19 protein-coding genes and 2 pseudogenes are annotated in these 24,161 nt (G+C 59.2%); 7 read left to right on the top strand and 14 right to left on the bottom strand.

What is annotated here, in order from left to right:
• Nucleotides 1-338: 338 nt before the first annotated feature.
• Nucleotides 339-2,141 (bottom strand): hypothetical protein, encoded by a 1,803-nt coding sequence (locus AB4Z13_RS29700; RefSeq protein ID WP_442207499.1) that lies wholly within the window; start codon nt 2,139-2,141, stop codon nt 339-341.
• Nucleotides 2,142-2,403: 262 nt separating this feature from the next.
• Between AB4Z13_RS29700 and AB4Z13_RS29695 the strand changes: the two genes are divergently transcribed.
• Entirely contained in the window at nt 2,404-2,871 is a 468-nt protein-coding gene (locus AB4Z13_RS29695) for a hypothetical protein (RefSeq protein WP_442207498.1), read from the top strand.
• 35 nt (nt 2,872-2,906) lie between these two features.
• A pseudogene (locus AB4Z13_RS29690) lies at nt 2,907-3,399 on the top strand (CYTH domain-containing protein).
• A 3-nt stretch (nt 3,400-3,402) separates the two neighbouring features.
• Here the strand turns inward: AB4Z13_RS29690 and AB4Z13_RS29685 are convergent.
• From AB4Z13_RS29685 to AB4Z13_RS29675, 3 genes are read right to left on the bottom strand one after another with little or no spacing between them, the layout of a single operon-like run.
• Nucleotides 3,403-4,341 carry a DUF2950 family protein gene (locus tag AB4Z13_RS29685; RefSeq protein ID WP_442207506.1) on the bottom strand — a complete coding sequence of 313 codons (939 nt, stop codon included), beginning with the start codon at nt 4,339-4,341 and terminating at the stop codon, nt 3,403-3,405.
• Nucleotides 4,342-4,370: 29 nt separating this feature from the next.
• Nucleotides 4,371-5,774, bottom strand: coding sequence for a DUF3300 domain-containing protein (locus tag AB4Z13_RS29680; protein ID WP_442207505.1), 1,404 nt, complete (start codon nt 5,772-5,774; stop codon nt 4,371-4,373).
• Nucleotides 5,775-5,815: 41 nt separating this feature from the next.
• Nucleotides 5,816-6,130 (bottom strand): hypothetical protein, encoded by a 315-nt coding sequence (locus tag AB4Z13_RS29675; protein ID WP_113319977.1) that lies wholly within the window; start codon nt 6,128-6,130, stop codon nt 5,816-5,818.
• A 324-nt stretch (nt 6,131-6,454) separates the two neighbouring features.
• Here AB4Z13_RS29675 and AB4Z13_RS29670 point away from each other — a divergent pair.
• From AB4Z13_RS29670 to AB4Z13_RS29655, 4 genes and pseudogenes are all read left to right on the top strand, one after another.
• A pseudogene (locus AB4Z13_RS29670) lies at nt 6,455-6,679 on the top strand (DUF3302 domain-containing protein); the annotation flags it as partial.
• Between the two features lie 69 nt (nt 6,680-6,748).
• Nucleotides 6,749-8,467 carry a SulP family inorganic anion transporter gene (locus AB4Z13_RS29665; protein ID WP_439017979.1) on the top strand — a complete coding sequence of 573 codons (1,719 nt, stop codon included), beginning with the start codon at nt 6,749-6,751 and terminating at the stop codon, nt 8,465-8,467.
• Between the two features lie 18 nt (nt 8,468-8,485).
• Nucleotides 8,486-9,328 carry a polyphosphate kinase 2 gene (gene ppk2, locus AB4Z13_RS29660; protein WP_439017980.1) on the top strand — a complete coding sequence of 281 codons (843 nt, stop codon included), beginning with the start codon at nt 8,486-8,488 and terminating at the stop codon, nt 9,326-9,328.
• A 38-nt stretch (nt 9,329-9,366) separates the two neighbouring features.
• On the top strand, nt 9,367-10,518 hold the full coding sequence (locus AB4Z13_RS29655; RefSeq protein ID WP_442207497.1) for an AI-2E family transporter: 1,152 nt from the start codon (nt 9,367-9,369) through the stop codon (nt 10,516-10,518).
• Here the strand turns inward: AB4Z13_RS29655 and AB4Z13_RS29650 are convergent.
• The 8 genes from AB4Z13_RS29650 to AB4Z13_RS29615 all read right to left on the bottom strand — a co-directional run bounded on the left by AB4Z13_RS29650 (nt 10,500) and on the right by AB4Z13_RS29615 (nt 20,663).
• The gene (locus tag AB4Z13_RS29650; protein ID WP_113319972.1) at nt 10,500-10,736 is read right to left on the bottom strand and encodes a hypothetical protein; all 237 of its coding nucleotides are present in this window, start codon (nt 10,734-10,736) and stop codon (nt 10,500-10,502) included. The two genes, AB4Z13_RS29655 and AB4Z13_RS29650, sit on opposite strands and share 19 nt — an antisense overlap.
• A 169-nt stretch (nt 10,737-10,905) precedes the next feature.
• On the bottom strand, nt 10,906-11,211 hold the full coding sequence (locus AB4Z13_RS29645) for a potassium channel family protein (protein WP_310389172.1): 306 nt from the start codon (nt 11,209-11,211) through the stop codon (nt 10,906-10,908).
• 198 nt (nt 11,212-11,409) lie between these two features.
• A complete protein-coding gene (gene cax, locus AB4Z13_RS29640) occupies nt 11,410-12,501 on the bottom strand; it encodes a calcium/proton exchanger (protein ID WP_442207496.1) in 1,092 nt (363 codons plus the stop codon).
• Nucleotides 12,502-12,633: 132 nt separating this feature from the next.
• Nucleotides 12,634-13,554 (bottom strand): amino acid ABC transporter substrate-binding protein, encoded by a 921-nt coding sequence (locus AB4Z13_RS29635; protein WP_442207495.1) that lies wholly within the window; start codon nt 13,552-13,554, stop codon nt 12,634-12,636.
• A gap of 17 nt (nt 13,555-13,571) precedes the next feature.
• Nucleotides 13,572-14,930: a putrescine-ornithine antiporter gene (gene potE, locus AB4Z13_RS29630; protein ID WP_310389072.1), complete on the bottom strand. Its 1,359-nt coding sequence runs from the start codon at nt 14,928-14,930 to the stop codon at nt 13,572-13,574.
• A gap of 20 nt (nt 14,931-14,950) precedes the next feature.
• Nucleotides 14,951-17,314 (bottom strand): ornithine decarboxylase, encoded by a 2,364-nt coding sequence (speC, locus tag AB4Z13_RS29625; RefSeq protein ID WP_442207494.1) that lies wholly within the window; start codon nt 17,312-17,314, stop codon nt 14,951-14,953.
• Nucleotides 17,311-19,572, bottom strand: a complete 2,262-nt coding sequence (locus AB4Z13_RS29620) for an Orn/Lys/Arg decarboxylase N-terminal domain-containing protein (RefSeq protein ID WP_442207493.1) — start codon at nt 19,570-19,572, stop codon at nt 17,311-17,313. Before AB4Z13_RS29620 ends, speC begins: the two co-directional genes overlap by 4 nt.
• Nucleotides 19,573-19,736: 164 nt before the next feature.
• A complete protein-coding gene (locus AB4Z13_RS29615; protein WP_439018874.1) occupies nt 19,737-20,663 on the bottom strand; it encodes a cation diffusion facilitator family transporter in 927 nt (308 codons plus the stop codon).
• A gap of 170 nt (nt 20,664-20,833) precedes the next feature.
• Between AB4Z13_RS29615 and AB4Z13_RS29610 the strand changes: the two genes are divergently transcribed.
• Nucleotides 20,834-22,189, top strand: a complete 1,356-nt coding sequence (locus tag AB4Z13_RS29610) for an amino acid permease (RefSeq protein ID WP_442207492.1) — start codon at nt 20,834-20,836, stop codon at nt 22,187-22,189.
• Between the two features lie 14 nt (nt 22,190-22,203).
• Here AB4Z13_RS29610 and arcC read toward each other — a convergent pair whose 3' ends face one another.
• Nucleotides 22,204-23,139 carry a carbamate kinase gene (gene arcC, locus AB4Z13_RS29605; protein ID WP_310389065.1) on the bottom strand — a complete coding sequence of 312 codons (936 nt, stop codon included), beginning with the start codon at nt 23,137-23,139 and terminating at the stop codon, nt 22,204-22,206.
• Nucleotide 23,140: 1 nt separating this feature from the next.
• Nucleotides 23,141-24,145: an ornithine carbamoyltransferase gene (locus tag AB4Z13_RS29600; RefSeq protein WP_442207491.1), complete on the bottom strand. Its 1,005-nt coding sequence runs from the start codon at nt 24,143-24,145 to the stop codon at nt 23,141-23,143.
• Nucleotides 24,146-24,161 lie beyond the last annotated feature (16 nt).

The following is a 24,161-nucleotide window of genomic DNA, read 5'->3' as shown; positions in this document are numbered from 1 at the left end:
ACCGAGTTGGCGCATCATCTAAACTCACAGCCTCGCAAATGCCTCGGATACCGGACCCCCGCCGAAGCCTTTGCTGCCTATTTGCGCGAGGGTGGCTGATGCCCTACCCTCCAAGGCGGCCATGATGCACTTGGGTTAGCTTCTCCACCACATTATGCGGGCCCGGGTGGATTCTAGAATGAAGTGCGACTTGCGAATGATGCCAACGGGTTACCAATCGCGAGGACGACGCAATGAAGCGCACCTACTCTCAGATTGGATTGGACGAACGCCGCAAGATTGCTCACTGGAGAACGGTTGCCTGAGTGCTGCTGTCACAGCAATACGCGATACCCACTTCAATTAAGGGACGCTTTGTCATCTGAAACAGGCAGTCCGGCGGCCTTCAAGCCGGCAAGGAAACGCTCCTGGTCCTCGGCCCGGGCCAGCCGCTTGGCGACTTCTCGCCTGACGTTCGGGATCAGTGCGGGTGACCGAAGCTGGATCCAATCGAGTTGCTCCTTTGCTTCGGCCGTCTTTCCAAGGGTGCCGAGAATAGAGAGCAAGACGAGGCGATGCATCGGGTTGTAGTTCAAGTCCGACATGCGCGACCAAAGTTCCGCGGCTTGCGTGTCACCCCGCATGAAGGCACAGAGCGCCATCCCGACCTCGTAATAGCCGCGCGGCCCGGCGTTCCTGCTGATGGCCTCGGAAATCAGTTCACAGCCTCTGCTCCATTCTCCCGACATCGACAGACGCAAGCCGTATTCACCTGCCACTTCCGTGTCATTCGGATTGCTGGCATAGGCGGCCTCGCCGGCGCGCAGGGCTGCGACCATGTCATTGCTGAAAAAGTTGGCGAGCATTAGCGCTTGAAGGGCGCGCGCATTCTTCTGGTCGAGCTGCACGGCGCGTTCGGCAAGCTCCTTTGCAAGATTGAGCGTGGCGGCGGTCGGCTTGGTATTCAATTGATACGGAAAGCGGAACTCATCGAGATGAACCAGCGAAAGGAAGGCAGCAACATTGGAGTCGTCGGGCGTCTTCTCGACGGCCCGCTGCAGACAGGACTTCGCAACCTCATGGGCCTTCACGGTCATCTCGCTGCGATAGCTATAGTAGGACAGGATGCAGGAAAAAGCGTCCGGACCTCCGGCAATGCTTGCGGTGTCCGCCTTGAACATGACGCCGAACGGCCGCGCCACTGCCGTCGCGATGTGTTCTGCAAGGCTCGCTTGCGCTTGCAGGATACCCAGCACTTTCATGTCGGCATCGTAATTGTTTGCCCAGATGACAACTCCATCCACCCGTCGCACGAGCCTTGCCGTTGAGCGCAAGGTGTTGCCTTCCAACCGCACGCTTCCCTGGAGAGCATAGAGTGGCTGCGACGACGCCTGGCCCGCTCGATTGCGCGGCAGGGGGGCGACCACGATAATATCGTTGAAAGGGACGAGCTTTTCGATGATATCGTCTGTGATACCTCGAGAAATATCGGATGCATGCCCGCCATCAGAGGCACTTTCAAAATGCTCGACAACGATCGTTGGGCGACTGGTTACTCCCCTCACCGCTTTGGTTTCCGTGTCGAACAAGTTGGCATGCTGAAGCATCGCTGCCATCAAGACAAGGACGATCCCCACGCCTCCCGCAAGAAGCCAATATCGGAGGCGCGAAAGATGCCTGCCCGCCCCGGCTCGGCTGGTCGTGTTCCTGATGACATTGACCTGCTCAGCGTCATCTCGTCCGGATATAGGCCGAGGGGCTCGTCCGAAGCTTGAGATATCCGCGTGCTCGATATCCTGTCTGACGTCGAAGACCGGTACATAGCCGCCGCGGGGAACCGTGATGATGATCCGGTCAGTGCTGCCGGCGGTTAGGTAATAGTGTTCCAGCTCCCGCCTCAGCCGGCCGGCCTCGATGCGGACACAGGGATCCTGCTGGGCATCGAAGTTTGCATCCCTGCCGAAAACAGCCTGTGCTATGGTAAAGGCCTTCAGATACTCGCGCCGGCCCGCAAGTGTTTCGTTTACAATAAATTCAAGGAATCGCCCCGCCCGCTCGGGAAGTCGAAACTCCGGGCTGGATAGAATGCGCTCAAGTTGCTGCAGCACCTCCTCCTGCGAAGATGCGCTGCCGCAAGCTCTGTCAACGCCTGCATTTGCCATCGGTCCCCCCGAATCCGATTGATCACAACCTGCAGTATGCGGTCGTCGACGATAGTCCCATGTCGCCATGACGGCAACGACATTTAGTAGAAAAGGCTAATTTAAGGGAAGGATTTCGGAAATCGATCGCATGATCGTTAGGGTGACTACAGCTGGACATAAGCCAGCGTAAAATACCGTATCCTACCGCAATGGACGTGTATTTTACTGCCCTCGTCTTCCCGTGCGCTCTATCATCATCCTCATTCTGGAGGAGCCGGCGATGACATTAAGTGGGACGCCCACATCCCAATCTATGACGAGCGCAGAGGACCTGCGCAAACATGCTCTGGAACTCCAGCTTCTGGAAATGGAGCGCAACGAAAAGATCAGAGCACGTGAGGCAAAGAAACATGCCGAATTCGTCGAGGATTTTTTCCGCAAACAGATCGGGGAAACGGAACGCGCGGTCGTTAAACGGCTGGTTACGAAAGCGGCCGCAGACGGTAAATACGAGGCGCTGATCTACAGTTTTCCATCGACTTTCTGCACGGATAGCGGTCGCGCCATCAATAACAACCTGCCCGGCTGGCAGAAGACATTACAGGGCAAAGCAAAGGAGCTTCTCGAACTGTTCGAGGAGGTCGCCAAACCGCAGGGTTACGGGCTCAAGGCGATGATCATCAATTTTCCCGATGGCATGCTCGGAGATGTAGGCTTCTTCCTCACCTGGGAACCGCCTGTCAACTGACCGGCAACAGCAGGCATGAGCGAAGGAATATCGAATTGAAGGCGACCGAGATCGAGCGAAAGTTCCTGGTCCACAACGACAGCTGGCGCGTTTGCGCCGGCGAGCCGCATGTGCTGCAACGGGCCTATCTTTGCCGGCGCGATCAAAACCCTATCCGTGTCCGCCTGATCGATGGGTGCTCGGCGCGCCTAACGATCAAATTTCGTGCGCCGGGCCTTGCCCGGCAGGAATATGAGTATGAGATTCCGGTCGAGGAGGCCCGCGCGATCTCTTGCTCCGCGCGGGAGGCCGTATCATCGAAAAAACCCGCTATCGCGTTCTCCATGATGGCAAGAGTTGGGATGTGGATGTCTTTGCCGGCGCCTATGAGGGGCTGACACTCGCCGAGACCGAAAGGCGGTCGAGGATGAGCAACCGAACCTGCCTCAATGGCTGGGGCTCGAAGTTGCGGGCAAGAAGCGATACTCCAACCGCGCCATGGCGGCTGCCTTGCGTCTTTCGCCGGCGGCGCAGAGCCGTGCCGGCTGAATTCTATTCGCTTACCACGGTCCAACTGGCGTCCGGGTTGAAATCCTTGATCGCTGCCGCGCGCGCGTCCGTTTGGGCCCCAAGATCACTCTGGTAGATGACGTTTGCGCCATTGACCATGAATGTCTGTACGCCCGTGACCCTGTATTTGACCGGCCAGGCAATCAGCGCAAAGCCGCCGGTCATATAACCGTTGATGACGTAGCTTTGCTTGCCACCAAGTACGTTGTCACCCTGAGATGTTAGGATGCGGTAACGGTAGCCGAAATAGCCCTCCCCGCGCTTGGCGGCACCGAAGGCTGCCGTCTCGACGAGCGCGCTTGCCGGACTTTCCTCAGGATAGAGGTTCGGATCCCAATACAACCCGTCAAGCTTGCCAGGACTGCTGATCAATTTCTTTGCGAATTCATAGATGCCATCGCCGTCGCGATCCTCCGATGCATATTGATACTGGGCCGCCACATATTCATGTATGGTGTCGATGGTGGCGAGTTCGTTTTCGCCAATGCGGCGATTGACGATCTCTTCGAGGCCGCGCTCAGTGTCGAAGGACCATTTGCCGTCCTTGCCTTCGGTCAGCGGAAACGGCAACGGCCAGAGCCGATCGCCGATCGCAACAATCCTCATGCCTTCGAAATCCCGCAAGACCGCCTGCCGCTCGGCGCCCTCGCGGATCAATCCGTAAGCGATCATCGCCTCGTTGCTGGAGCGCAGCTTGTCCGCCTTAAGGCCCAGCAGAGCGGCAAGATCGTCGATATTGCTGGAGCCCAGCACCGATTTCAGCTTGTCGAGCGCGAGCTCCGGACTGTCGAATTTCGGTGAGGACGTTGCCGCTTTGTATTCGGCGAGATTTGTCTGCGCTTGCGAAAGCGCCGGCGCAGCTGGCATCGCGCAAAGCGCTGCTGCCAACATGAGCGGAATTATGGTCGATTGGCGTCTCATCATGTAGCTCCCTGAGCTGGAAAGAGGTCTCACCGCCGTCCGCCACCACGGCCGCCACCGCCGCCACGACCGCCGCCACCCTGCGGGCGCGGCCGATGCTGGGCGGGGCGAGCTGACTGGCGATGGGCGCCCATGCTCTGTGCTCCCCGTTTCGAGGCGACAGCTTCACGGCGACCGGACTGGACGTTGCCAAGTGCGCTTGGTTGCCGACCGCGATTGTCGGGTCTGGAGGCCATTTGCGGCTTGTTGGGCTTCTTGACGGATTTCTGCGCAGGCTTGGATGGACGATTGGCTGCTCTCTCAGGACGAGCCTCGGGTCGATTTGCAGCCGTTGGGCGATTGGCCGCCGCCGGTCGATTTCCTGCCGTTGGCCGATTTGCCTGCGGTCTATCCTTCAGGCCCTGCGCCGTGTTTTTCCGAATATCCTGCGCACGTGCCGCGTTGGCCCGATTGCCGGGCAACTGGCTCGCCTGGATGTCCTTGGCCTTGTTGCGCAGCTGGTTGCGATTATCGCCTTGCAGGCCGGACTTGATCGCCGACCGGTCGATTTTCGCAAGTTGGTCCTTGCTGATGTTCAATTTGCTGCGGTCGACATTGCTCCAGTCGACGTCGTTCCACTTCATCTTTCCGTTGAAGTTACGGTCGTTTAGGCAATTGTTGCAGTCAATGTCGATATCGCCATCCCAGCGGCCGCCCCATACACCCCAGTCATCCCAGTTAACGACGGCCGCCCAGGCAAGGCCGGTCACAGCGCCCGCAAAGAACGCCGCCCCGGGGTAATAATAGTTGTCGTAATAATCGGGATAATAGGAGATCGGCGCCGACACATAACCCGGTTCATACAGCATTTCTGGCGGATACTGCGGGATATAGATCTTCTCCGGATCGGTCGGCCGGATGATGATGTTGTCGTTTTCGGTGACGACGGTGACCTTGTCATCCGTTTTGATAATGTTCTTTTCCACCGCTTCGTCGCGAAGCTGCTGGATGGCGATCAGGACATCCTTCTGCTGATTGGTGAGCGCATCGGCAAGGGACTGGGTCCAGTCGAGATCCTCGCTCATCATCTTGACGATGTCAGGATAATTGAGCAGCGAGACGACGCTGCCGTCCCAATCGCTCTTGGGTTTGAGGTCAGAATTTTTCTTCTTTGCCTCCAGGAAGCGCTGCGCCTCGACGATCTGCAGAGGAAAGAGCGAGGCTGCCGAAATTGCCGCAACCAGCTCATCCGGATAGAGCGCGATCCGCGCTACGAGCACTTCAAGCTCGTCATCGGAAAGAAGCGCAGCTGCGGGCTGGTCGGCACTCGCCTGCGCGGGAGCCGCCGTTGGTAGAGGGACCTGCGTCTGTGCTCGCGCTGGGAGCACCGGTTGCAACGCAATAATCGCCAGCGCAGAGAATCCACCAAGCAGTTTGCGGGATATTGCTTTCATCACGCACGTAACTCCCTTGGACCATTGAATGATAGATACGCTTACGAAGATTTGGGGCCGGTCTGCGGGAACGGCCTGAGCACCACAATTTTCGACTGGGCAATCGCCTCCCCCATCTCTTTCAACAGGGCATCGACGAGACCCGCATATTCCAGCCGCCGCGCTTCCCGAAGCTCCTCCGGTAAGCGCTCAACGTGCGCCAAAGCCTGTGCCGCAGCAGTGAGATCCTCACACATGCTGTGAAATTGCTCGTTTACATAAAAAAGCCGCTGCACCAGCCGCTTCTGGTCGGGAAAATAAGTCTCAGCCGTCTCCAGGGCGGACAAAAATGTCGAACCTTGTTCTCCCGGCACCATCCCCGCCCCGCTGTCAAATTGCGCTAAGCAGACGAGAAAAAGTATATATCAGAACGATCGGCAGCAGACGTAAAATACACGATCTTACGTTAGCCGGCTTTCGAAAGGCTGCCGGCATCCCCGGCGCGAACGCCGCCATGACCGCTGCCTCTTTGATCCCGCCCTCTTTCCCTTCACGCAGAGATGATCTCCGCAAACGGCAGAACTTCCAGTGCTTCAATAGAGCTTACGCGATGCTACGGGCCTCAGCACCAAAACGAGCTTAATATACCGCTGTCGATAGCGATCAAACGGCTCGGCAAGGCCAGCCCGAAGGGAGCGACTGTGTTTCTCGACTGTTTTGCCTTAGGCGTGCTGGTCTTTGTCGTCGTCACTCTTTCCTACGCGGTGATCGAAATCCACGACATTCCTCAACTCATGGCTAAGGCAAGAAATCATCCCCATGAGGCCGCCATCCGTGTCGCCGGATGGGTGAGCGTGTTCATCCTGCATGAAATCTGGCCGTTCCTGTTCATCTGGCCCGCCTTCCGCCGGGAGGATCGCAGCTGGGAGGCGTCGATCGTTTCTCCGCCAGCGATTTGATGCCGGAGAAGCTTGAGGAAGCAAGAGGAGTCCGCGGTGATAAGCAGTCTTCCAGTGTTGCGAGGCTTGGCCGGTTTCAACAAGGCCTGGTTCCGGAGCGATATCCCGGCCGGGCTGTCGATCGCCGCCGTCGGCCTGCCGAGTGCGATCGCCTATCCTGCCATTGCCGGTCTGCCTCCTGAGACCGGCATTTATGCGAGCATTGTCGCGCCGATCGCCTATGCGATTTTCGGGCCTTCCAGGCTGCTGATTGTCGGGCCCGATGCTGCGACGATGACTGTGCTTGCGGCGGCGATGGGCACCATCATCATAGCCGAACCCGCAGGGACGGATGTCGACCGGGTGGCCATCGCTTCGGCGCTTGCGCTGGGGGTTGGCATCTGCTGCATCGCCGCGAAGCTACTGAGGCTCGGTGTCCTCGCAAGCTTCCTCTCCCGTCCGATCCTGGTCGGCTTTTTCGCCGGCGTGTCGCTTTCAATCCTTGTCGGACAGATCGGCCGGTTCACCGGTGTAAAAATCGAATCCGAGGGATTGATCTCGCCGCTGGTCGAATTGTTTGCCAAGAGCAACCTGATCCACTGGCCTTCGCTCACTCTCGGGCTTGCGATGTTCGCTTTGCTCTGGATCGTCCGTGGCTTTAATTTGAAAGTTCCAGGCCCGGTTCTGGTCGTCGTCGTCTCGGTCATCCTGTCAGCGATCTTCGACTTTCAGGGCCGTGGCATCGCTGTCGTCGGCGACTTGCCGAGCGGGATGCCGAGCTTTTCGCTGCCGGCATTCTATAAGATGCCGATCGACAAGATCGTGCTCGGCTCGGCCACGATCTTTCTGGTCAGCTTCGGCGCCGGCATCGTAACGGCCCGCAGCTTCGGGTCGCGGACCGGCGAGGAGGTTGATGCCAATCAGGAACTGATCGGACTCGGTGCTGCCAATATCGCGCCTGGCCTTTTCGGTTCGTTTCCGATCAGCGCGTCGGATTCCCGCACTGCCATAAATCTATCGACGGGCGGCGTTTCGCAGCTCGCCGGGCTCGTTTCGGCAGCTACACTGATTGCGGCGCTGGTTTTCCTGAATGGCGCATTGCGGGTTCTTCCGATTCCTGCGCTTGCGGCAATTCTTGTGGCGGCTGCCATCAGCCTCATCGATATTCACGAACTCAAGAAGATCTGGCGTATCAGCCGCATGGAATTCGTCTTCGCACTCATAGCCATGTGGGGAGCGATCAGCTTCGGCGTTCTCAACGGCGTGATCGTCGCCGTCGCCGCAACCTTCGCCTACCTACTGCGTCAGACCATGTTTCCACGCGACGGCCTGCTTGGCCGCATCGAAGGTCGGCACGGTTTCTTCGATCTTCAGCGCTACCCGGAAGCCCGCCCCGTCCCGGGCGCCGCGGTTTTCGCGGTCCAGGGCAGTATACTGTTCTATAACGCAGATTATGTCCGTATCCGGCTGATGTCAGTCGCAAAGGCGCTTCCCGCCGACACCAAATGCCTGGTGCTCGACGCCAGCGCCATCACGCAGATCGACAGCACCGGCGCGACTGCGCTCGAAGCCGTCGCCGAAATCCTCGTGACGCGAGACATCATCTTCGCATTCGCCGATCTCAGTGATGAGAGCCGCGCCATTCTCGAACGGGCCGGGGTCCTCAAGACTGTTGGAGCCGAGAATATTTTCAATGGCAGAGAAGAAGCCCTGCGGACGCTGATTGGCGATATCGACCAGATCGGCGATGCCGCACCGGCGGGTACTGCCCCTTAATGACAGGAGGAGGGAGACATGGACGAGAACTACGAGGCCAAACTAGCCGATGGTGAAGCATCCAGCACCGGCAAGGGCAAAAAGAAAAAGAAGTCGTGGGATTACGAGAAGGAAATCACCCGTCTGCAGGTGGAACTGGCCCATCTTCAGGCCTGGGTCAAGAAATCCGGTGCACGGATCGTCATCGTCTTCGAGGGGCGCGATGCCGCCGGCAAGGGTGGGATGATCAAGCGCATAACGGAAAGGGTCAGTCCGCGTGTCTTTCGCGTGATCGCCCTGCCCGCACCGACCGACCGTGAGAAATCGCAGATCTATATGCAGCGCTACATCGCCTATCTGCCGGCCGCCGGCGAAATCGTGATTTTCGATCGCAGCTGGTATAACCGCGCCGGCGTCGATCGGGTCATGGGCTTCTGCAGCGATAAGAAAGCGCAACGCTTCCTTGAGCTGGCACCTCGTTTCGAGGCTGCAATCGTCGAGAGCGGCGTCATTCTGCTCAAGTATTTTCTGACGGTCAGCGAGGAAGAGCAGGAACGGCGTTTCAAGCGCCGGATCGACGATCCGCTACGGCAATGGAAGCTCAGCCCCATGGATGTCGAATCCTACCAGCGCTGGTGGGACTATACGCGCGTCTATGACGAGATGCTGAGGATGACGGACAGCAACCACGCACCGTGGTGGATCGTACCTTCCGATGACAAGAAGCGGGCGCGGGTCAACTGCATCTCGCACATCCTGCAATCGATCCCCTATGAACGCGTGAAGTTCGAAGCGCCAGACCTTGGAAAACGCCAGAAACGCCCATCGGCCTATGTCGAGGATAGCGCTATCCGGCATGTGGTCCCCGACACGACGTCATGACGATGGGTCCGGTTAGACAGGCCGGGATGGATGCAGCCATGGAGCATGTCAACGATGAAACCCCGCAAAGGAGCGGTGCGGGCCAGATTTCGGTAGAGGCACGCGTCAGCGACCTCGTCCGACTGGGCATCATCGGGCTTTTCGCCTATTGGACCCTGGAGCTTATCGCTCCCTTCGCGTTGATCGTCATCTGGTCAGCCATTCTTGCGGTGGCGCTGTTTCCAATGTTCGATGCACTCTCGCGGCTGATCGGCAACAGGCCAGTGATTGCGGCGGTCGTCATCGTCGTTGGTTGCCTCGTCCTGATCATCGCGCCGCTCGCCCTGGTCGCGGTCAATTTCGCAGACACTGTGCAGGCGTTGATCAGCAAGGTGTGGACGGGAGAGTTCACCTTGCCTGCAGCACCGCTAGCCATCAAGGAATGGCCCGTCATTGGGGAGCGGCTTCACAATACCTGGAACCAGATTGCCGGCGACATGGCGTCCACTATCCTCAAGTTTCAGGCGCCCATTCGCGAGGTGATGGGCGCTGTCGTCGCAAAGCTCGCCTCGATTGGCGGCGGTGTCTTGAGCTTCGTCGCCTCGATCATGCTCTCCGGCCTGTTTCTCACACGGGCCACACGACTGGCGGCCGCAACGCAGCTGCTGGCAAACCGGATCGCCGGCGAGAAGGGTGTCGGCTTTGCCAGGCTTGCAGGAACGACAGTGCGGAATGTCTCGCGGGGCGTCATCGGCGTCGCCTTCCTGCAGACGCTGCTTTGCGGATTGTGCTTTGCCTTCTTCGACATTCCGGCACGCGGTGCGCTAACCTTCGCGGTCTTCATGCTCTGCGTGATGCAGCTGGGTCCCGGGCTGGTGCTTCTGCCCATGATCATCTGGGCATGGTTTTCCTGGCCGTCGGCCGTCGCTCTTGTCTTTACCTGTCTCGCGATACCGATCACAGTTGTCGACAATGTCCTGAAGCCCATACTGATGGCGCGCGGTCTCTCGACCCCGATGCCCGTCATCCTGATCGGGGTCATCGGCGGCACGCTCTCGCACGGGCTTCTCGGCCTGTTCCTGGGACCGGTGGTCCTCAGCGTCTTCTATGAATTGTTGCGAGCCTGGGCCTGGCCTGCGACCGCAGCAAGCGGAGCAGGGCATGATCCTGCCACCGGTTTCGACGGACAGGTTCAGCGGTCAGCGCAATAGACGAGAACCTCCCGCTCTATTTCTAGGCAAAGCTGCTCATATTCGGTAATCAGTTTGTCTTCTCCCGGATGCTGGGTTCGGAAACGGTCCAGCGCATCGACGGCAAGATCGTAGGCCTCAAACATTTCCCCCAGCGTCTCGCTGGTTATGCCAACAAGATGATGACGGATGTCGGGAAGTCGGAGCATCAATTTCCTTCGTCCACGCTCTCGGCTCATAAAGTAGCTCCGTATATCTGCTCACCCCCTGCAAATCGTACGAACTCAGTGGAACGCCGCTCATTCCTGATGAACTGCCCTTGTTATTCGCAAGGACGGTTCGATTGGATCACTTCACACCAGATTGAATTGCGCGATCCCGAGGGTAAGAGCGCAGCCGAACGCGGAATCAAGGTTCCCAATCGTCGGCATTCAAAGCTTTTACAGTGACGGCAGCGACAATGCCGGTCAGCACAATTCCCGCAAAGCCGATCACCAACGACAATATTCGCGACGAAACATGTTTGGGGGTAAAATCGCCGTAGCCGATGGTCAGGCCCGTGACGAAAGTGAAATAGACAGCTTCATCGATGCGCCAATTTTCTATGCGCCAGATTATAAGCCCGGACACGATCATCACCGAGACGATCCCCGACAGGATTGGCCAGATCACACGAAGCTGCCTTGCGAGCGCGACGAAGAACAGGCGCCGCATCTCCCTGTGGGTCAATTTATGGTCAGGTTTTAAGGGCACGTCGTTGACCTCCCTGCGGTTCGGGCCAGGGATAAGTGTAGGTTGCGGCACCAAATCTTCCGCCCTAGTTTCACGGGTCTATCTGCTGAGAGGCCATTTCACATACGACAGTTGCCAAAGGCGCGTCCACGACCGCCCCCTCCCCGCAGATGCGCCCCATTACGTTCGGTCGGGCAAAACATACAGCGTCATGGCGAAGATCATATAAACCATCAGCACTAACACGCCGATGAACCATGCCGAGCGCCCGCTATTGGTGACAAACATCGCCGTGATTGTCGCCAGGAAAACCATGACCACGACGCCAGGTGCAAACTGCAGATCCATCGGTGTCGGACCGATCAGATAGCTCAACAATACCAGCACGGGGGCGACAAACAGCGCGATCTGCGACGCGCTGCCGAGGGCAATACCCACGCTCAGGTCGAGGCGGTTCTTGCGCGCACCGGAAAATGCCGAAGCCATTTCGGCGGCGCCGCCGACCAGTGCGACGACGATGAAGCCGACAAAGGCAGGCGTCATCCCGAAAACCTTGGCTGCCTCCTGCACGGACTCGACGAAGATCTCGCTGACCAGCGCGACCAGTATCGTGACACCGGCAAGTGTGGCGAGGGCCGTACCAATCGGCCACGGCGCTTCCTCCGCCTGGGCGTGCTCGGCTGCGGCAAAGGACTCGCGATGTGTTTTGAGAGTGAACAACAGCCCCAACCCATATCCGACGATGAGCAGGATCGCCAGGCCGAAGCTGAGCTTTTGGATGACTGCAGTCGCCGACGCCGAATCCATCGAAGCAACCGCCGACGGCATCAGCAGGCCGATCGTGGCGAGGAAGAGCAGACCCGCCTGAAGGCGCGCATTGGCTCGATTGAACTCCTGACTGTGATGCTTGAGGCCGCCGAGCAAAAACGACGCCCCCAGCATGAACAGCGTGTTCGTGACAATCGCACCGGCGACGGATGATTTTACGAGGGTATACTGTCCGGCGCGAAGCGCAGTCAGCGCTATGACGAGTTCTGTCAGGTTTCCAAGCGTGGCGTTGAGCAGCCCGCCAGCGGCGTCGCCCGTTTTTGCCGCAACGGATTCGGTCGCGTGGCTCAGGAGACCGGCGAGCGGTATCACAGCAAGCACCGACAGGATGAAAAGCAGAGTATGAGCCTCGGGGGCGACGCTGGCAGCGACAAAGACCACGGGTACCGCGACGAGCAGCCACAGCATCGGATTGTCACGAATTTCTTTCCAAAGGAGGCTCACCCCACCACTCCCATCCGGTAATCTGAATCCATGTTTGTAGCTTCGGCATACAGACGGGTTACAAGTCAGGTTGACCTGCTCCGGAGCGCGCCACCCTCTTCGACCGTCGATGATCGGTCGCAATGCGCAGTGCTATTCCGGCAGCGCCGTCTGCCGGAAGAATGTCACGGTCGCTTCATCCGGCGGCCCGAACCAAGTGGTGAAGAATGTCCGGAAATCCTGCGCGGCATAGGCTTGGCTCAGCGCACGGTCGACGGCGAGACGAAAGTCCTCGTCGCCGCGTGCCAGCTCGAGACCAAGCGGTTCGTACGTGAAATGACGCTGCAGAACGATGAGGTTGCCGGAATTGTCGCTGCGGGCGGCAGCATCCATGAGGATCGGCATGTCACCGAAGAGCACCGCCGAACTGCCATCCAGCACGCGTTCGATCCCCTGCTGGTAGCTATTGACGGGCGTCGCCGTTGCAGAGAGCTGGAAAGTCTTGATCCTGTCGGTCAGCCAGCCTTCGCTCGTCGTGCCCGCAATCGAGGAGAAGGTCTTGTGCTCCAGGATCGTGCGGGCCGGTGAACCGCGCCAGACGGGACGGCTCGACGGTTCGCCATATTGCAGCACTTCGCGTAGCGCCAGCGGAGAGCTCGCGCTGAGGAGCGCGCCGGTACCGCTCGGGAAGATAGGGATGGAGAACGAGACCTGCTGCCTGCGCGTCAGCGTCACCGGTTCCGCGCCGCAGACAAGGTCCGCCGCGCCGCTCTCTATGGCTTGCGTTTTGGCGTCGCCCGACAGGGAAACCCATTCCACATCGAGCTTTGACAGGTTTAGCTGTGCTCGCAGGCTATCGGCAATCTTGTTGCAGAGGGCAACAGCGTAGCCGTCGGGCTTGCCCTGTTCGGCGTTGAAGGAAAATGGCCTGGCATCCGCATCGTAGCCGAGCTTCAACGCACTGTTTGTTCTGACGCGGTCAAGCGTCTGCGCCCACGCGGGTGTGCTGATAGCAGCCGTCGCGGTGAGGACAGAGACGGCAATGACCGTCCAACGACCATTTCTTCTTGACATGTCTGGTCCTCCCTCCGTTACTTGGTCGGCGCCCCGCTCACGCCATTGGCGAAACGCGGAGCGATCAGGCCGTAAATGATGAAACCAATACCTGTGACGATCATACCGCCGAGCACGGCGTCCTTGCCGGAGGCGTAGATGGCAAACACGCTATAGGCCATGCCGATAAGTGCGATCGTAGCGTTCAGCCGGTATTTCGCCTGAGGCACACGGGCCGTCTTCATCATGACGAACAGCGCCGACAGAGCGATGATGTAAGGCAGCACATTGGTGACAACAGCGAGGTTGACGAGCGCGGAAAACTGCTCGCTCAGCGTCGGCGATATGGTCATCAGGGCAAGACAGGTCTGCAGGATGCCAAGAATGATCATGCCGCGCACAGGCGCTCCCATTTCGTTCACGCGCGAGAATATCGATGGGAACATCCGCTCATCGGCAGCGGTTTTCGCTGTCTGGGCGATCGTAAACTGCCAGCCAAGCAGCGAGCCGAGGCAGGCCAATACCGCCAGCGCCATGACGATCGAACCGATCGTCGAATTGAACATGGTGGCATAGGCGAGCGCAAACGGCCCGGTGGAGGTGGCGAGATCCGCATTCGGCACGATGCCCTGAATGACCGTCGTCGACAGGATGTAGATGACAGCAGCACCCAGCGTGCCGAACATGCAGGCAAGCGGCACGTCGCGCTTCGGGTTTTCGACGGCATCGGAATTCTGTGCGGCAGACTCCATGCCTAGGAAGGCCCAGAGCGTCAGCGAGATGCTCGATCCCATCCCTTGCCCCAGCGTCAGCCCTTTCGGATTCCAGGCTGCGGCAAAGGTGCTGGAACTGAACCAAAGCCAGCCGATGATCGACAGCAGACCAACGGGAAGGATGACACCCCAGACCGTGATGGAGCCGATGCGGCCGGTGATGCGCGGACCACCGAAATTGGCGGCCGTGGTCAGCCACAGAAGCACGATCAGCGCCAGGCAGGTCATGATGGGTGTCGAGGTCAGCACCGGAAAGAACCCCGCCAGATAACCGACGGCTGAAATGCCGATCGCCACGTTGCCGACGGCAAGTGAGAGGAAATAGAGGAAGAACACCATGAAGTAGCCGTCTTTCCCATAGGCATCTTCCGCATAGGCGGACATGCCCCCGGGGCGCTGATTGAACAGCCCGGCCTGAGCGAAGCCATAGGCGATTGCCATCGAGCCGATGGCGGTCACGAGCCAGGAAAGGAGCGAGATTGCGCCGACCTGCGCCATGTTGGCGGGCAGCATGATGATGCCCGATCCCATCATGTTGACAGCAACGATGAAGGTGAGCTGCACGAGGTTCATCTTCTTCTTGGCCGTAGCGTCAGTTGCAAGATGCATGGTGTTGTCTGTCATGATGAAATCCTCCCCAACCCCTACTCGCGCACGACATATGTGTGGAATTTGATCCGCCCATCGATCCGCTCCTGGAACACGCCCTGGACCTCGTAATTGAAGCCCGGAAACCGGTTGAAGGATTCTTCGAAGGCCAGGAAATAGTCCCGCATCGGCTGCGCTCTGTCGTCCCAGCGCTCGCCTGGCACGATCACGCCGATGCCCGGCGGATAGATCAGTGCCAACGTCGCGGAAATGCGGCCGGCGGCCTCCGTCAGCGGCACATAGTCGACATTGTTGGCGACCAGCGCCTCATAGGCCCGCTTGGGGGCGATTGCCGGCTCCGGGAAGCTCTCGGAGCGGAAGCAAAGGCGCTGCAGTTCCTTGACGCCGGCCTCTCGGTAAAAGGAATGCATCTCCAGGCAGACCTGACGGACCGTATAACCGGCATAGCGCTCGCGGTTGGCCGCATATACGGTCGGCAGCACTTCCTGCAGCGGCGCGTCGCGGTCCCACAAGTTCTTGAACTTGACGAGCTTGGCAACGAGCGTGTTCAGCTTGCTTTCGTCCTCGGCCGGGGTCAGCAGGAACAGGAGACTGTTCAAGTCGCATTTTTCTGGCACGACCCGCTGTTCGCGCAGATAGTTGGCGACGACAGTCGCCGGGATACCGAATTCGCGATAGCCGCCAGTCTTCCGGTCAATGCCGGGTGTGAGTATTGTGAGCTTGTTGGGGTCGACCATGGTGTAGCCGGGCGCATAGCCTGCATAACCATGCCATTTTGCCTCCGGATCGAACCGCCAGCATTGCTGCTCGCGTTTCAGTATCTGCGTTGGGACATCTTCCCATCTGGTGTCGGCGAGATCGCCGGTATGTTTCGAGCCTGAGACCGAGACCCTGTCTGGCACGAAGGGATCGAAGAACCACTGTTCTTCTGCGCTTGCGGCTTTGGTCTCGTAATGATCCACGAAGCCGCGCAGCTTCTTGCGCACCTCGATCCCGAGTTCGATGCAGCGGTCCCAGAGCATCTCACCGGCCTTGCCCTCATGCACCTTGGCGTTGACATCGAGGGAGGCGAAAAGCGGATAGAAAGGAGAGGTCGATACATGCATCAGCAGCGATTCATTGAAACGCTTGTGTTCGACGAACCTGCGCTGGCCGCTGATATGTTCGTCCCGCTTGTGGATCTGCGATGCCTGGGAAAAGCCTGCGCCCTGCTTGTGAACCGACTGGGTGGAAAACAACCCCGGCATATCAGCCGACAATTCGTTTAGCCGCATCGGGCTATGGCCCTCGAAGAGCGGGTGGAAGGCATTGTAGCCGATCCAGGCCTCGTCCCAGAGCACGTAGTCACAGAGATGGCCGATCTTCTCCATCACTTGGCTGACATTGTAGATCGTGCCGTCATAGGTCGCGAGCTGGATGCAGGCCAGGCGGAAAGGTCGTTCCGCCTTCGCACGGCTCTTGTCTGCGACGAGCGGATGCTCCTCTATCTTTTGCCTCAGCCATGCCTCGTCCCACGCCGCCCAATCGACGGCGCCGATCATGCCGAAGGAATTGCGGGCAGTCGGCAGATAGATCGGGATAGCGCCAGCCTGCACAAGAGCGCCCTGATGCAGGGATTTGTGATTGTTGCGGTCGAAGAGCACGAGATCGCCGCTGCGCAGCACCGCGTTGGCAACGACCTTGTTGGAGGTGCTCGTTCCGTTGAGGATAAAATAGGTACGATCCGCCCCGAAGATGCGGGCCGCCTGTTTCTGTGCTTCGACGGCAGGGCCTTCATGGATCAGGAGATCGCCGAGATCGACATCCGCGTTGCAGAGGTCGTTGCGGAAAATGCTCTCCCCGAAATACTTGAAGAAGAGCTGTCCGGCCGGCGACTTTCGATAGAACTGGCCGCCCTGATGCCCTGGACAATCGAAGGCGATGTTCGCCTCGCCGTCATAGGCCATCATGCCGCCGAAAAACGGTGGCAGGAGCGACCTGCCGTAGTTGACCGCGCTGGAGACGATCTGCTTGGCATAGAAGGTTGGCGTCTGCTGGCCGAGATAGACGAAACCATCCACCTCGCCCGCCATTTCCACGACATCCATATCAGCAATCGTCAGCGTATCGGCCATCGCCCAGATCGGCGTGCGAAAGCCGATATCCCTCACGGAGCGAAGGAAGCTTCGTGCCGCCGGTAACTGCCCGCCTTCGACCGAGCCGATATAGGCACCGACGTCAGCATCCTCAGATACGTCGGCCGAATAGTCGTCGCGCACCTCCACCTCGAAACCCTGGGCGGTGATCTGTGACACCAGCGCCTGAGCCTGAGAATTATCGCGATCTATGACAGCGACGATTTTCAGCATCTTGTGAAACGGTATGGCAACCGTCGGAGACTTCACGTCGCGCGGGATCATTGCTGCTCCTCCCCTGCGATGCAATCGACAAGATAGCGACGTCCGCCGTCACTGGGCGCGAAGCGAAGGCCGTGAATATCGGTTTCGAACCCGGGGAACTTGCTGTCGAAGTCACGGGCGTAGAGCAGGTAGTCCTGAATGGACTTCGTCGACTGCGTGATCCGCTCGCCTGGCATGATCAGCGGGATTCCGGGCGGATAGGGAACGATCATGACAGCGAGGATGCGATCCATGAGATTGTCGATCTCGACACTCTCGATCCCGCCCTTGACCAGTCGATCGTAAGCGTCGGCGGGCCGCAATGCCATTTCGGGCAGGACGGTGTACATCTCACGCTGCGCCTTCGGCACATCGTCCTTGCGATAGATCGCATGAATTTTCTCGCAGAGATCTTTCAGTCCCATGCCGGCATAGGCTTCCGGATGGGCAGCTGCCAGCGCCGGCAGCGCCCGGGTCAGTGGCGCGTTGGCGTCGTAGAGATCCTTGAAATTGAGCAGCTCGGTGACGAGCGTGCTCCACTTGCCGCGGGTAATACCCATGGAGAAGAGCACGAGAAACGAATAGAGGCCGGTCTTTTCGATCTCGATGCGTCGAGATGACAGGAACTTAGTAATGACGGCGGCCGGTATGCCATGTTCGTCCATGACGCCGCTTGCCGAGAGGCCCGGCGACAAGATGGTAACCTTGATCGGGTCAACCATGACATGATTTTCGGCAAGCCCGGTAAAGCCATGCCAGGCATCATCCGGCTTCAGAACCCAGTCGGCATGGGTATCGCTCGGGGTCTGCTCGGCAACCGTCGGCTCCCAGACGTCGAACCACCAACTGCCCTCTGTTTGTTTTCTAACCGCATTCATCGCCCGGCGGAAGCTGATCGCCTCGTCGATCGTCTCCTGCACCAGGGCACGTCCGGCCGGCTGCTCCATCATGGCAGCCGCGACATCGCAGGAGGCAATGATGCCATATTGCGGCGAGGTCGAGGTGTGCATCATGAAGGCTTCGTTGAAGCGCGTACTGTCGAGACGCTTGTTCTCGGCATGCTGGATATGGATCATCGATGCTTGAGAAAGGGCGGCCAGCAGCTTGTGAGTCGACTGCGTTGCAAAGGTGATGGCGTTTTGCGAGCGCGCGGGTTGGTTCGACGAAATTCCGTGGAAGCCATCATAGAATTCGTGGAAATTGGCATAAGCATACCAGGCCTCGTCGAAGTGCAGCACCTCGACCGCGTCACCCAGCGACGCCTTGATCGCATCGACATTGTAGCAGAGCCCGTCATAGGTCGAGTTGGTGATGACCATCAGCCGGACCTTGCCGCTCGTCTGCCCTGCAAAAGGACTTGCGGCGACTTTGCTGGCGATTGCCTCGGGCGTGAACTGGTCCTTCGAGATCGGACCGATAATGCCGAGCCCGTTGCGAGACGGCGTCAGATAGATGGGCGTTGCACCCGTCATGATGAGAGAGTGCAGGATCGACTTGTGGCAGTTGCGGTCGCAGAGCACGAGATCACCGCGCCCGACCATGCCATGCCAGACGATCTTGTTTGCGGTCGAAGTGCCGCCAACGACGAACAGGGTCTCATCCGTGCCGAATATTCGCGCCGCATTTCGCTCACCCTCGGCGATAGGACCGACATGATCGAGAAGCGAGCCAACGCTGCCCACCGATACGGAAATATCGGAGCGCAGCGTGTTCTCGCCGAAGAACGTGTAGAAGAGCTGGCCGACCGGGCTTTTGCGGAAAGCGACACCGCCGCCGTGGCCGGGTGTATGCCAGGAATAGGCGCCTTCCAGCGTATAATCCATCAGCGCCTTGAACATCGGCGGCGGCAGCCGGTCGAGATAGTTGCGGGCGGCCTGCGCGATCGCGCGCGCCATGAATTCCGCGGAATCCTCGAATAGCCGGAAAAATGCATTGGCGTGGCGCAGCACTGAGGCCGGAACGTCTTCGGCGGTTGTATCGTCGCCGAAGAGGAAGATCGGCAGTCGGTCATTTCGCTGACGTTTTGCGGCCAGGACCTCTCCCAGCACCTGCCAGCGCGTGGCCTTGTCCTCGGTTCCGTCCACGGAGACCAGCCAGCAGGATTCGGTGTTGAAGACATGGACCAGACGACGAGCGTCCTCGTAGGAAACACCGGAGACGATCCGGAATCCTTCCCTTTCAATGGCTGCGGCGAGATCGCGCATGCCACGGCCGGCAGCGCTCTTGCCGTCAAAATCCTCATCAATAACAGCGATCGGAAATGCCGTCTGGAAATCCATGCGTTCCTCCAGAACCCTGATGTCAAAGGCTGCGGCCGCCAAGCAGTCGCATGCATCTCAGGTCGGAGGGATCGTACATGACGGGTAGTGCAGCGTCGTTGATTGCAATCAACGTGACGCGAAGCATTTCAACGCCGTTGGTGGCGCGTGGATGCGCGCACCGGCTACTCCGCCCATTCCTGATCGGCGGTGAAGGCAATCGTCAACCAGCGATTGGCACTCTCGTCGCCGATCGCATGCCCGATCTCGTCGCGGAGTGCGTCCCACTCCTCCACGGTCTTTGCGGGAAGCCCTTCGGGCACGATGAAATAGAGTTCGATCTGCTTTGCGCGGCCGACCTGGGCGACGTAGGCACGGTGCGACAGGAAGCCGAGGCGGCGAACCGTGTCCGAGGCAACGCGATCGACGTGTTCCTGCAGATCGACAGGGGCAATCAGCAGGATTTCGCTCAGCGCCTTCCAGACGGTACTGATCGGGAGCGGGATCATGACGAGACAGACGAGAGCGAGGACCGCCGGATCCATGTAGCTGGCAAGCCAGGCAACTGATGTCGCCTGTACGGCCATGCCGATCAAAAACGCGATGAGCAGCGCAAACGCGATCCCACCCGACATGATCCAGGCCTTGATGTCGAGCGAGATGAAATCGGATTTGATGCTGCGGTTCAGGCTGATGCCAATGAAGGCCATGACAGCGCATACGAGCATGGTTGCCGCGGAATAGGCCACCGCCATGCCGAATTGCAGTTCATGGCCGCCATTCAGGATGCTGATGATCGCGCCGATCAACGCGTAGACGCCGACCGTCATCAGCAAACAGCCATTGAGCATGAGGACAATTGGCTCCAGATGCCAGAAGCCCATGGTAAAACGGTTACGAATTCTGCCAGACTCGGCATCGCTCTGCGTCGATTTGATGATGAGGCTTGAGACCCAGAGCGCAAATCCGGTCATCACCGCATCCGCCAGCGAATAAACGCCATCGAAGGCGATCGAGAACGAGCCCGAGAGTATGCCGAAGACAACGCCGAGCGTCGCGACGACGACGGTCGCTGCAATGGAGATCCTGAGAAAACCCTGCTCGCCCAACATCATCGCTTCACCTCCAGCCCCGTCATTCTAGCTGCTTTATCTCGATGGTGAAGGCTAGACCAGTCCGGCAGACTACGCATTGATCCGGATTGCGGCAGCCCGTTTTTGCAACGACAATCGCAGGCCGAAGAGCCATCGGCTCCCGGAAGCCGACTCACGGGAGGGGCGTCATGACAAACTCGTCGAATGGCAAAAGCCTCGGACTTGCCGCCTGCACCGCTATCGTGGTCGGAAACATGGTGGGATCGGGCTTCTATCTTTCGCCGGCAGCAGTGGCGCCCTACGGCAACCTGGCGATCATCGTCTGGATCCTCATGGGTGCCGGCGCGATCTGCCTCGGCCTCACCTTCGCCCGGCTGGCGAGACTGGTGCCCGCTGTCGGCGGCCCCTACGCCTATACCAGGCTCGCCTACGGCGATTTTGCCGGCTTTCTGATCGCCTGGGGTTACTGGATTTCGATCTGGACGTCACTGCCGGTCATCGCGATCGCCTTCACCGGCGTGATGGTCGACCTCTTCCCTGCCCTCAGTAACCGCTTCACTGCGACTGTGCTGACGCTCGGCGTGATCTGGGCGATCGTGCTCGTCAATCTTCGCGGTGTTCACGCGGCGGGTCTGTTCGCACAGGTGACGACATATGCCAAGCTTCTCCCGTTCGGCGCCGTTGCCATCATCGGCCTTCTCTACATCGACACATCGCATTTCTCGGAATTCAATCCGAGTGGCCAGCCGCTGCTGCAGTCATTTGCAACGCTGGCGCCGCTGACAATGTTTGCCTATCTGGGGTTGGAATCGGCGACCGTTCCTGCCGGCGATGTGGAGAATGCAGAACGGACCATTCCCCGTTCAACAGTCCTTGGGATCTCGATCGCCGCCACTCTTTACGTACTCGGCACCGTCGTGGTGATGGGCCTCGTTCCCCGCGAAGAGCTCATTCACTCCGTCGCGCCCTTCTCTCAGGCTGCCGGAGTCATGTGGGGACGGTCGGGTGAATTGGTGATCTCGATCGCGGTGCTGGTCTCCTCGATCGGCGCGCTGAACGGCTGGACCCTGCTGATGGGGCAGGTTCCAATGGCGGCTGCGCGCGATGGACTGTTTCCGCCGCTGTTTGCCCGAGTGTCCCAGCGAGGCGTGCCGGCATGGGGGATGGTCATCTCTGCCTCGTTTGCGACGATCCTGGTGCTCGTCCAGGCGCTTGGCTCGGAAGGTTTTGCCGCGGTCTATCGTCTGATGGTCGGGTTGAGCACGATGGCTGCCGTCGTTCCCTATGCCTTCTGTTCGCTTGCCAGAATCCTCATTGCAGGCGCGACGGATGGGCGGATGCCAAGGGTCAGCGTGATCGAAGTCATCGCCTTTGTCTTTGCGATCTTCACCCTTTACGGCTCCGGCGCCGAACCGGTGCTGTATGGTCTGGTACTCTTGATGCTCGGTATCCCCGTCTATGTCTGGCAAAGGCGAAATGCTGCTGAAGCGACAGACAAAGGGACGGCATCAGGCGCAACAACACACCCGGCCGTCTCAAGATAGGGCATCTTGAAGGATCAGTGCCAGCTCAGGCCATCAAAGCCGCCATCGATGATCGTCCCGCGCTCGCCGCGCACCATTCCGGCAATGTCGGCAAGTGAGCCTATCGCCGCCGCCTTGCCGTTGGCACGGGCGAAATGACAGGCCGCCTCCACCTTCGGCCCCATCGAGCCGGCCGGGAAGGAAAACTGCTTCAGATCATCGGGACGAGCGCGATGGATCGCCTTCTGGGACGGCTTGCCCCAATCGGTATAGACGGCCTCGGCATCGGTCGCCATGATCAGGAGATCGGCATAAAGCTCGCGGGCCAGAAGCTCCGAGCAGAGATCCTTGTCGATCACGGCTTCGACGCCGATCAGCTTCCGATCGGCACCCTTTTCATACATGGTCGGTATGCCGCCACCGCCTGCACAGACAACAATCGTGCGCTGTTCCAGGAGCCAGCGGACCGGGCGGATCTCGAAGATGCGTTTCGGCGCCGGCGAGGCGACGACGCGACGCCATTTTTCGCCATCCTGCTTGAAGACCCAACCCTTTTCCGTGCGTATCCGGTCCGCCTCGGATTTGTCGTAGACCGGTCCGACGAATTTTGTCGGGTTCTGAAAGCCGGGATCGTCAGCATCGACTTCGACCATGGTGAGGAGTGTCGCCAGGGGCTGCTCGAACGGCAGGAGATTGCCGAGCTCTTGCTCCAGCATGTAGCCGATCATGCCTTCGGTCTCGGCGCCCAGAACATCGAGCGGATAGGCTTCCTCGGGTTTATAGGCCGCCCCCTGCAGCGCAAGCAGCCCGACCTGTGGCCCGTTGCCGTGTGTTATGACGAGCTCGTGTTCAGCCGCCAGGGGCGCGATCGCCTCAGCCGCGGTGCGCGCATTTCGCCTCTGGGTATCGGCAGTCATAGGCTCGCCGCGCCGAAGAAGCGCATTGCCGCCCAGCGCAATGACGACACGCATGTCAATCTCCCAAGGTAGCCACAAGCAGGGCCTTGATCGTATGCAGGCGGTTTTCCGCCTGCTCGAAGGCAACATTGGCCTCGGACTCGAAGACGTCGTTCGTGACTTCGAGGCCGTTCGCCATGCCGTAGTCTTCGGCGATCTGCTTGCCAAGCGTGGTTTCGGTATCGTGGAATGCCGGCAGGCAATGCATGAACTTGGTCTGCGGATTACCGGTCGCTTTCATCAGGTCCTGATTGACCTGGTAGGGGGTAAGCAGTTTGATGCGTTCACGCCAGACATCTTTTGGCTCGCCCATCGAAACCCAGACATCCGTGTGGATGAAATCGACGTCCTTGACTGCCTCTCTGGGATCCTCGGTGACCAGCAGGCGTGCGCCCGAGGCCTGCTGCAGATCCTTGGCGATCTTCATATATTCCTCAGACGGCCAAAGCGATCTTGGGCCGCAGATGCGCACGTCCATGCCGAGCAGGCAGCCCACGATCAGCAGTGAATGCCCCATATTCGAGCGCGTGTCGCCGACATAGGCATATTTGATGGCGGCGATCGGCTTGTCGCTGTGTTCACGCATGGTCATGACGTCGGCAATCATCTGCGTCGGATGATATTCATCTGTCAGGCCGTTATAGACGGGCACGCCGGCGTAGCGTGCCAGCGTTTCCACACCCTTCTGCTCGGAGCCGCGATATTCGATCGCATCATACATGCGGCCGAGCACCCGCGCCGTATCCTTGAACGATTCCTTGTGCCCGATCTGCGAGCCGGACGGATCGAGATAGGTGACGTTGGCGCCTTGGTCCGAGCAGGCGACTTCGAACGCGCATCTCGTTCTCGTCGAGGTTTTCTCGAAGATCAGGCAGATTTCCTTGCCTTTCAGATGCTCCTGCTCGGTGCGGGAATATTTGGCCCGCTTCAGATCGCGCGCGAGATCGAGGAGATAGCGGAACTCCCGCGGGGTGTAATCCTGCACGGTCAGAAGCGAGCGATTGCGCAGATTGAAGCTCATGGTCTTGCTCCGTCAG

Origin of the sequence: Rhizobium sp. YAF28, assembly GCF_052113285.1 — a bacterium.
Lineage (GTDB): Bacteria > Pseudomonadota > Alphaproteobacteria > Rhizobiales > Rhizobiaceae > Rhizobium.
Note: the sequence above shows the minus strand (reverse complement) of the source record. Positions and strands in the feature narration are given on the sequence as shown.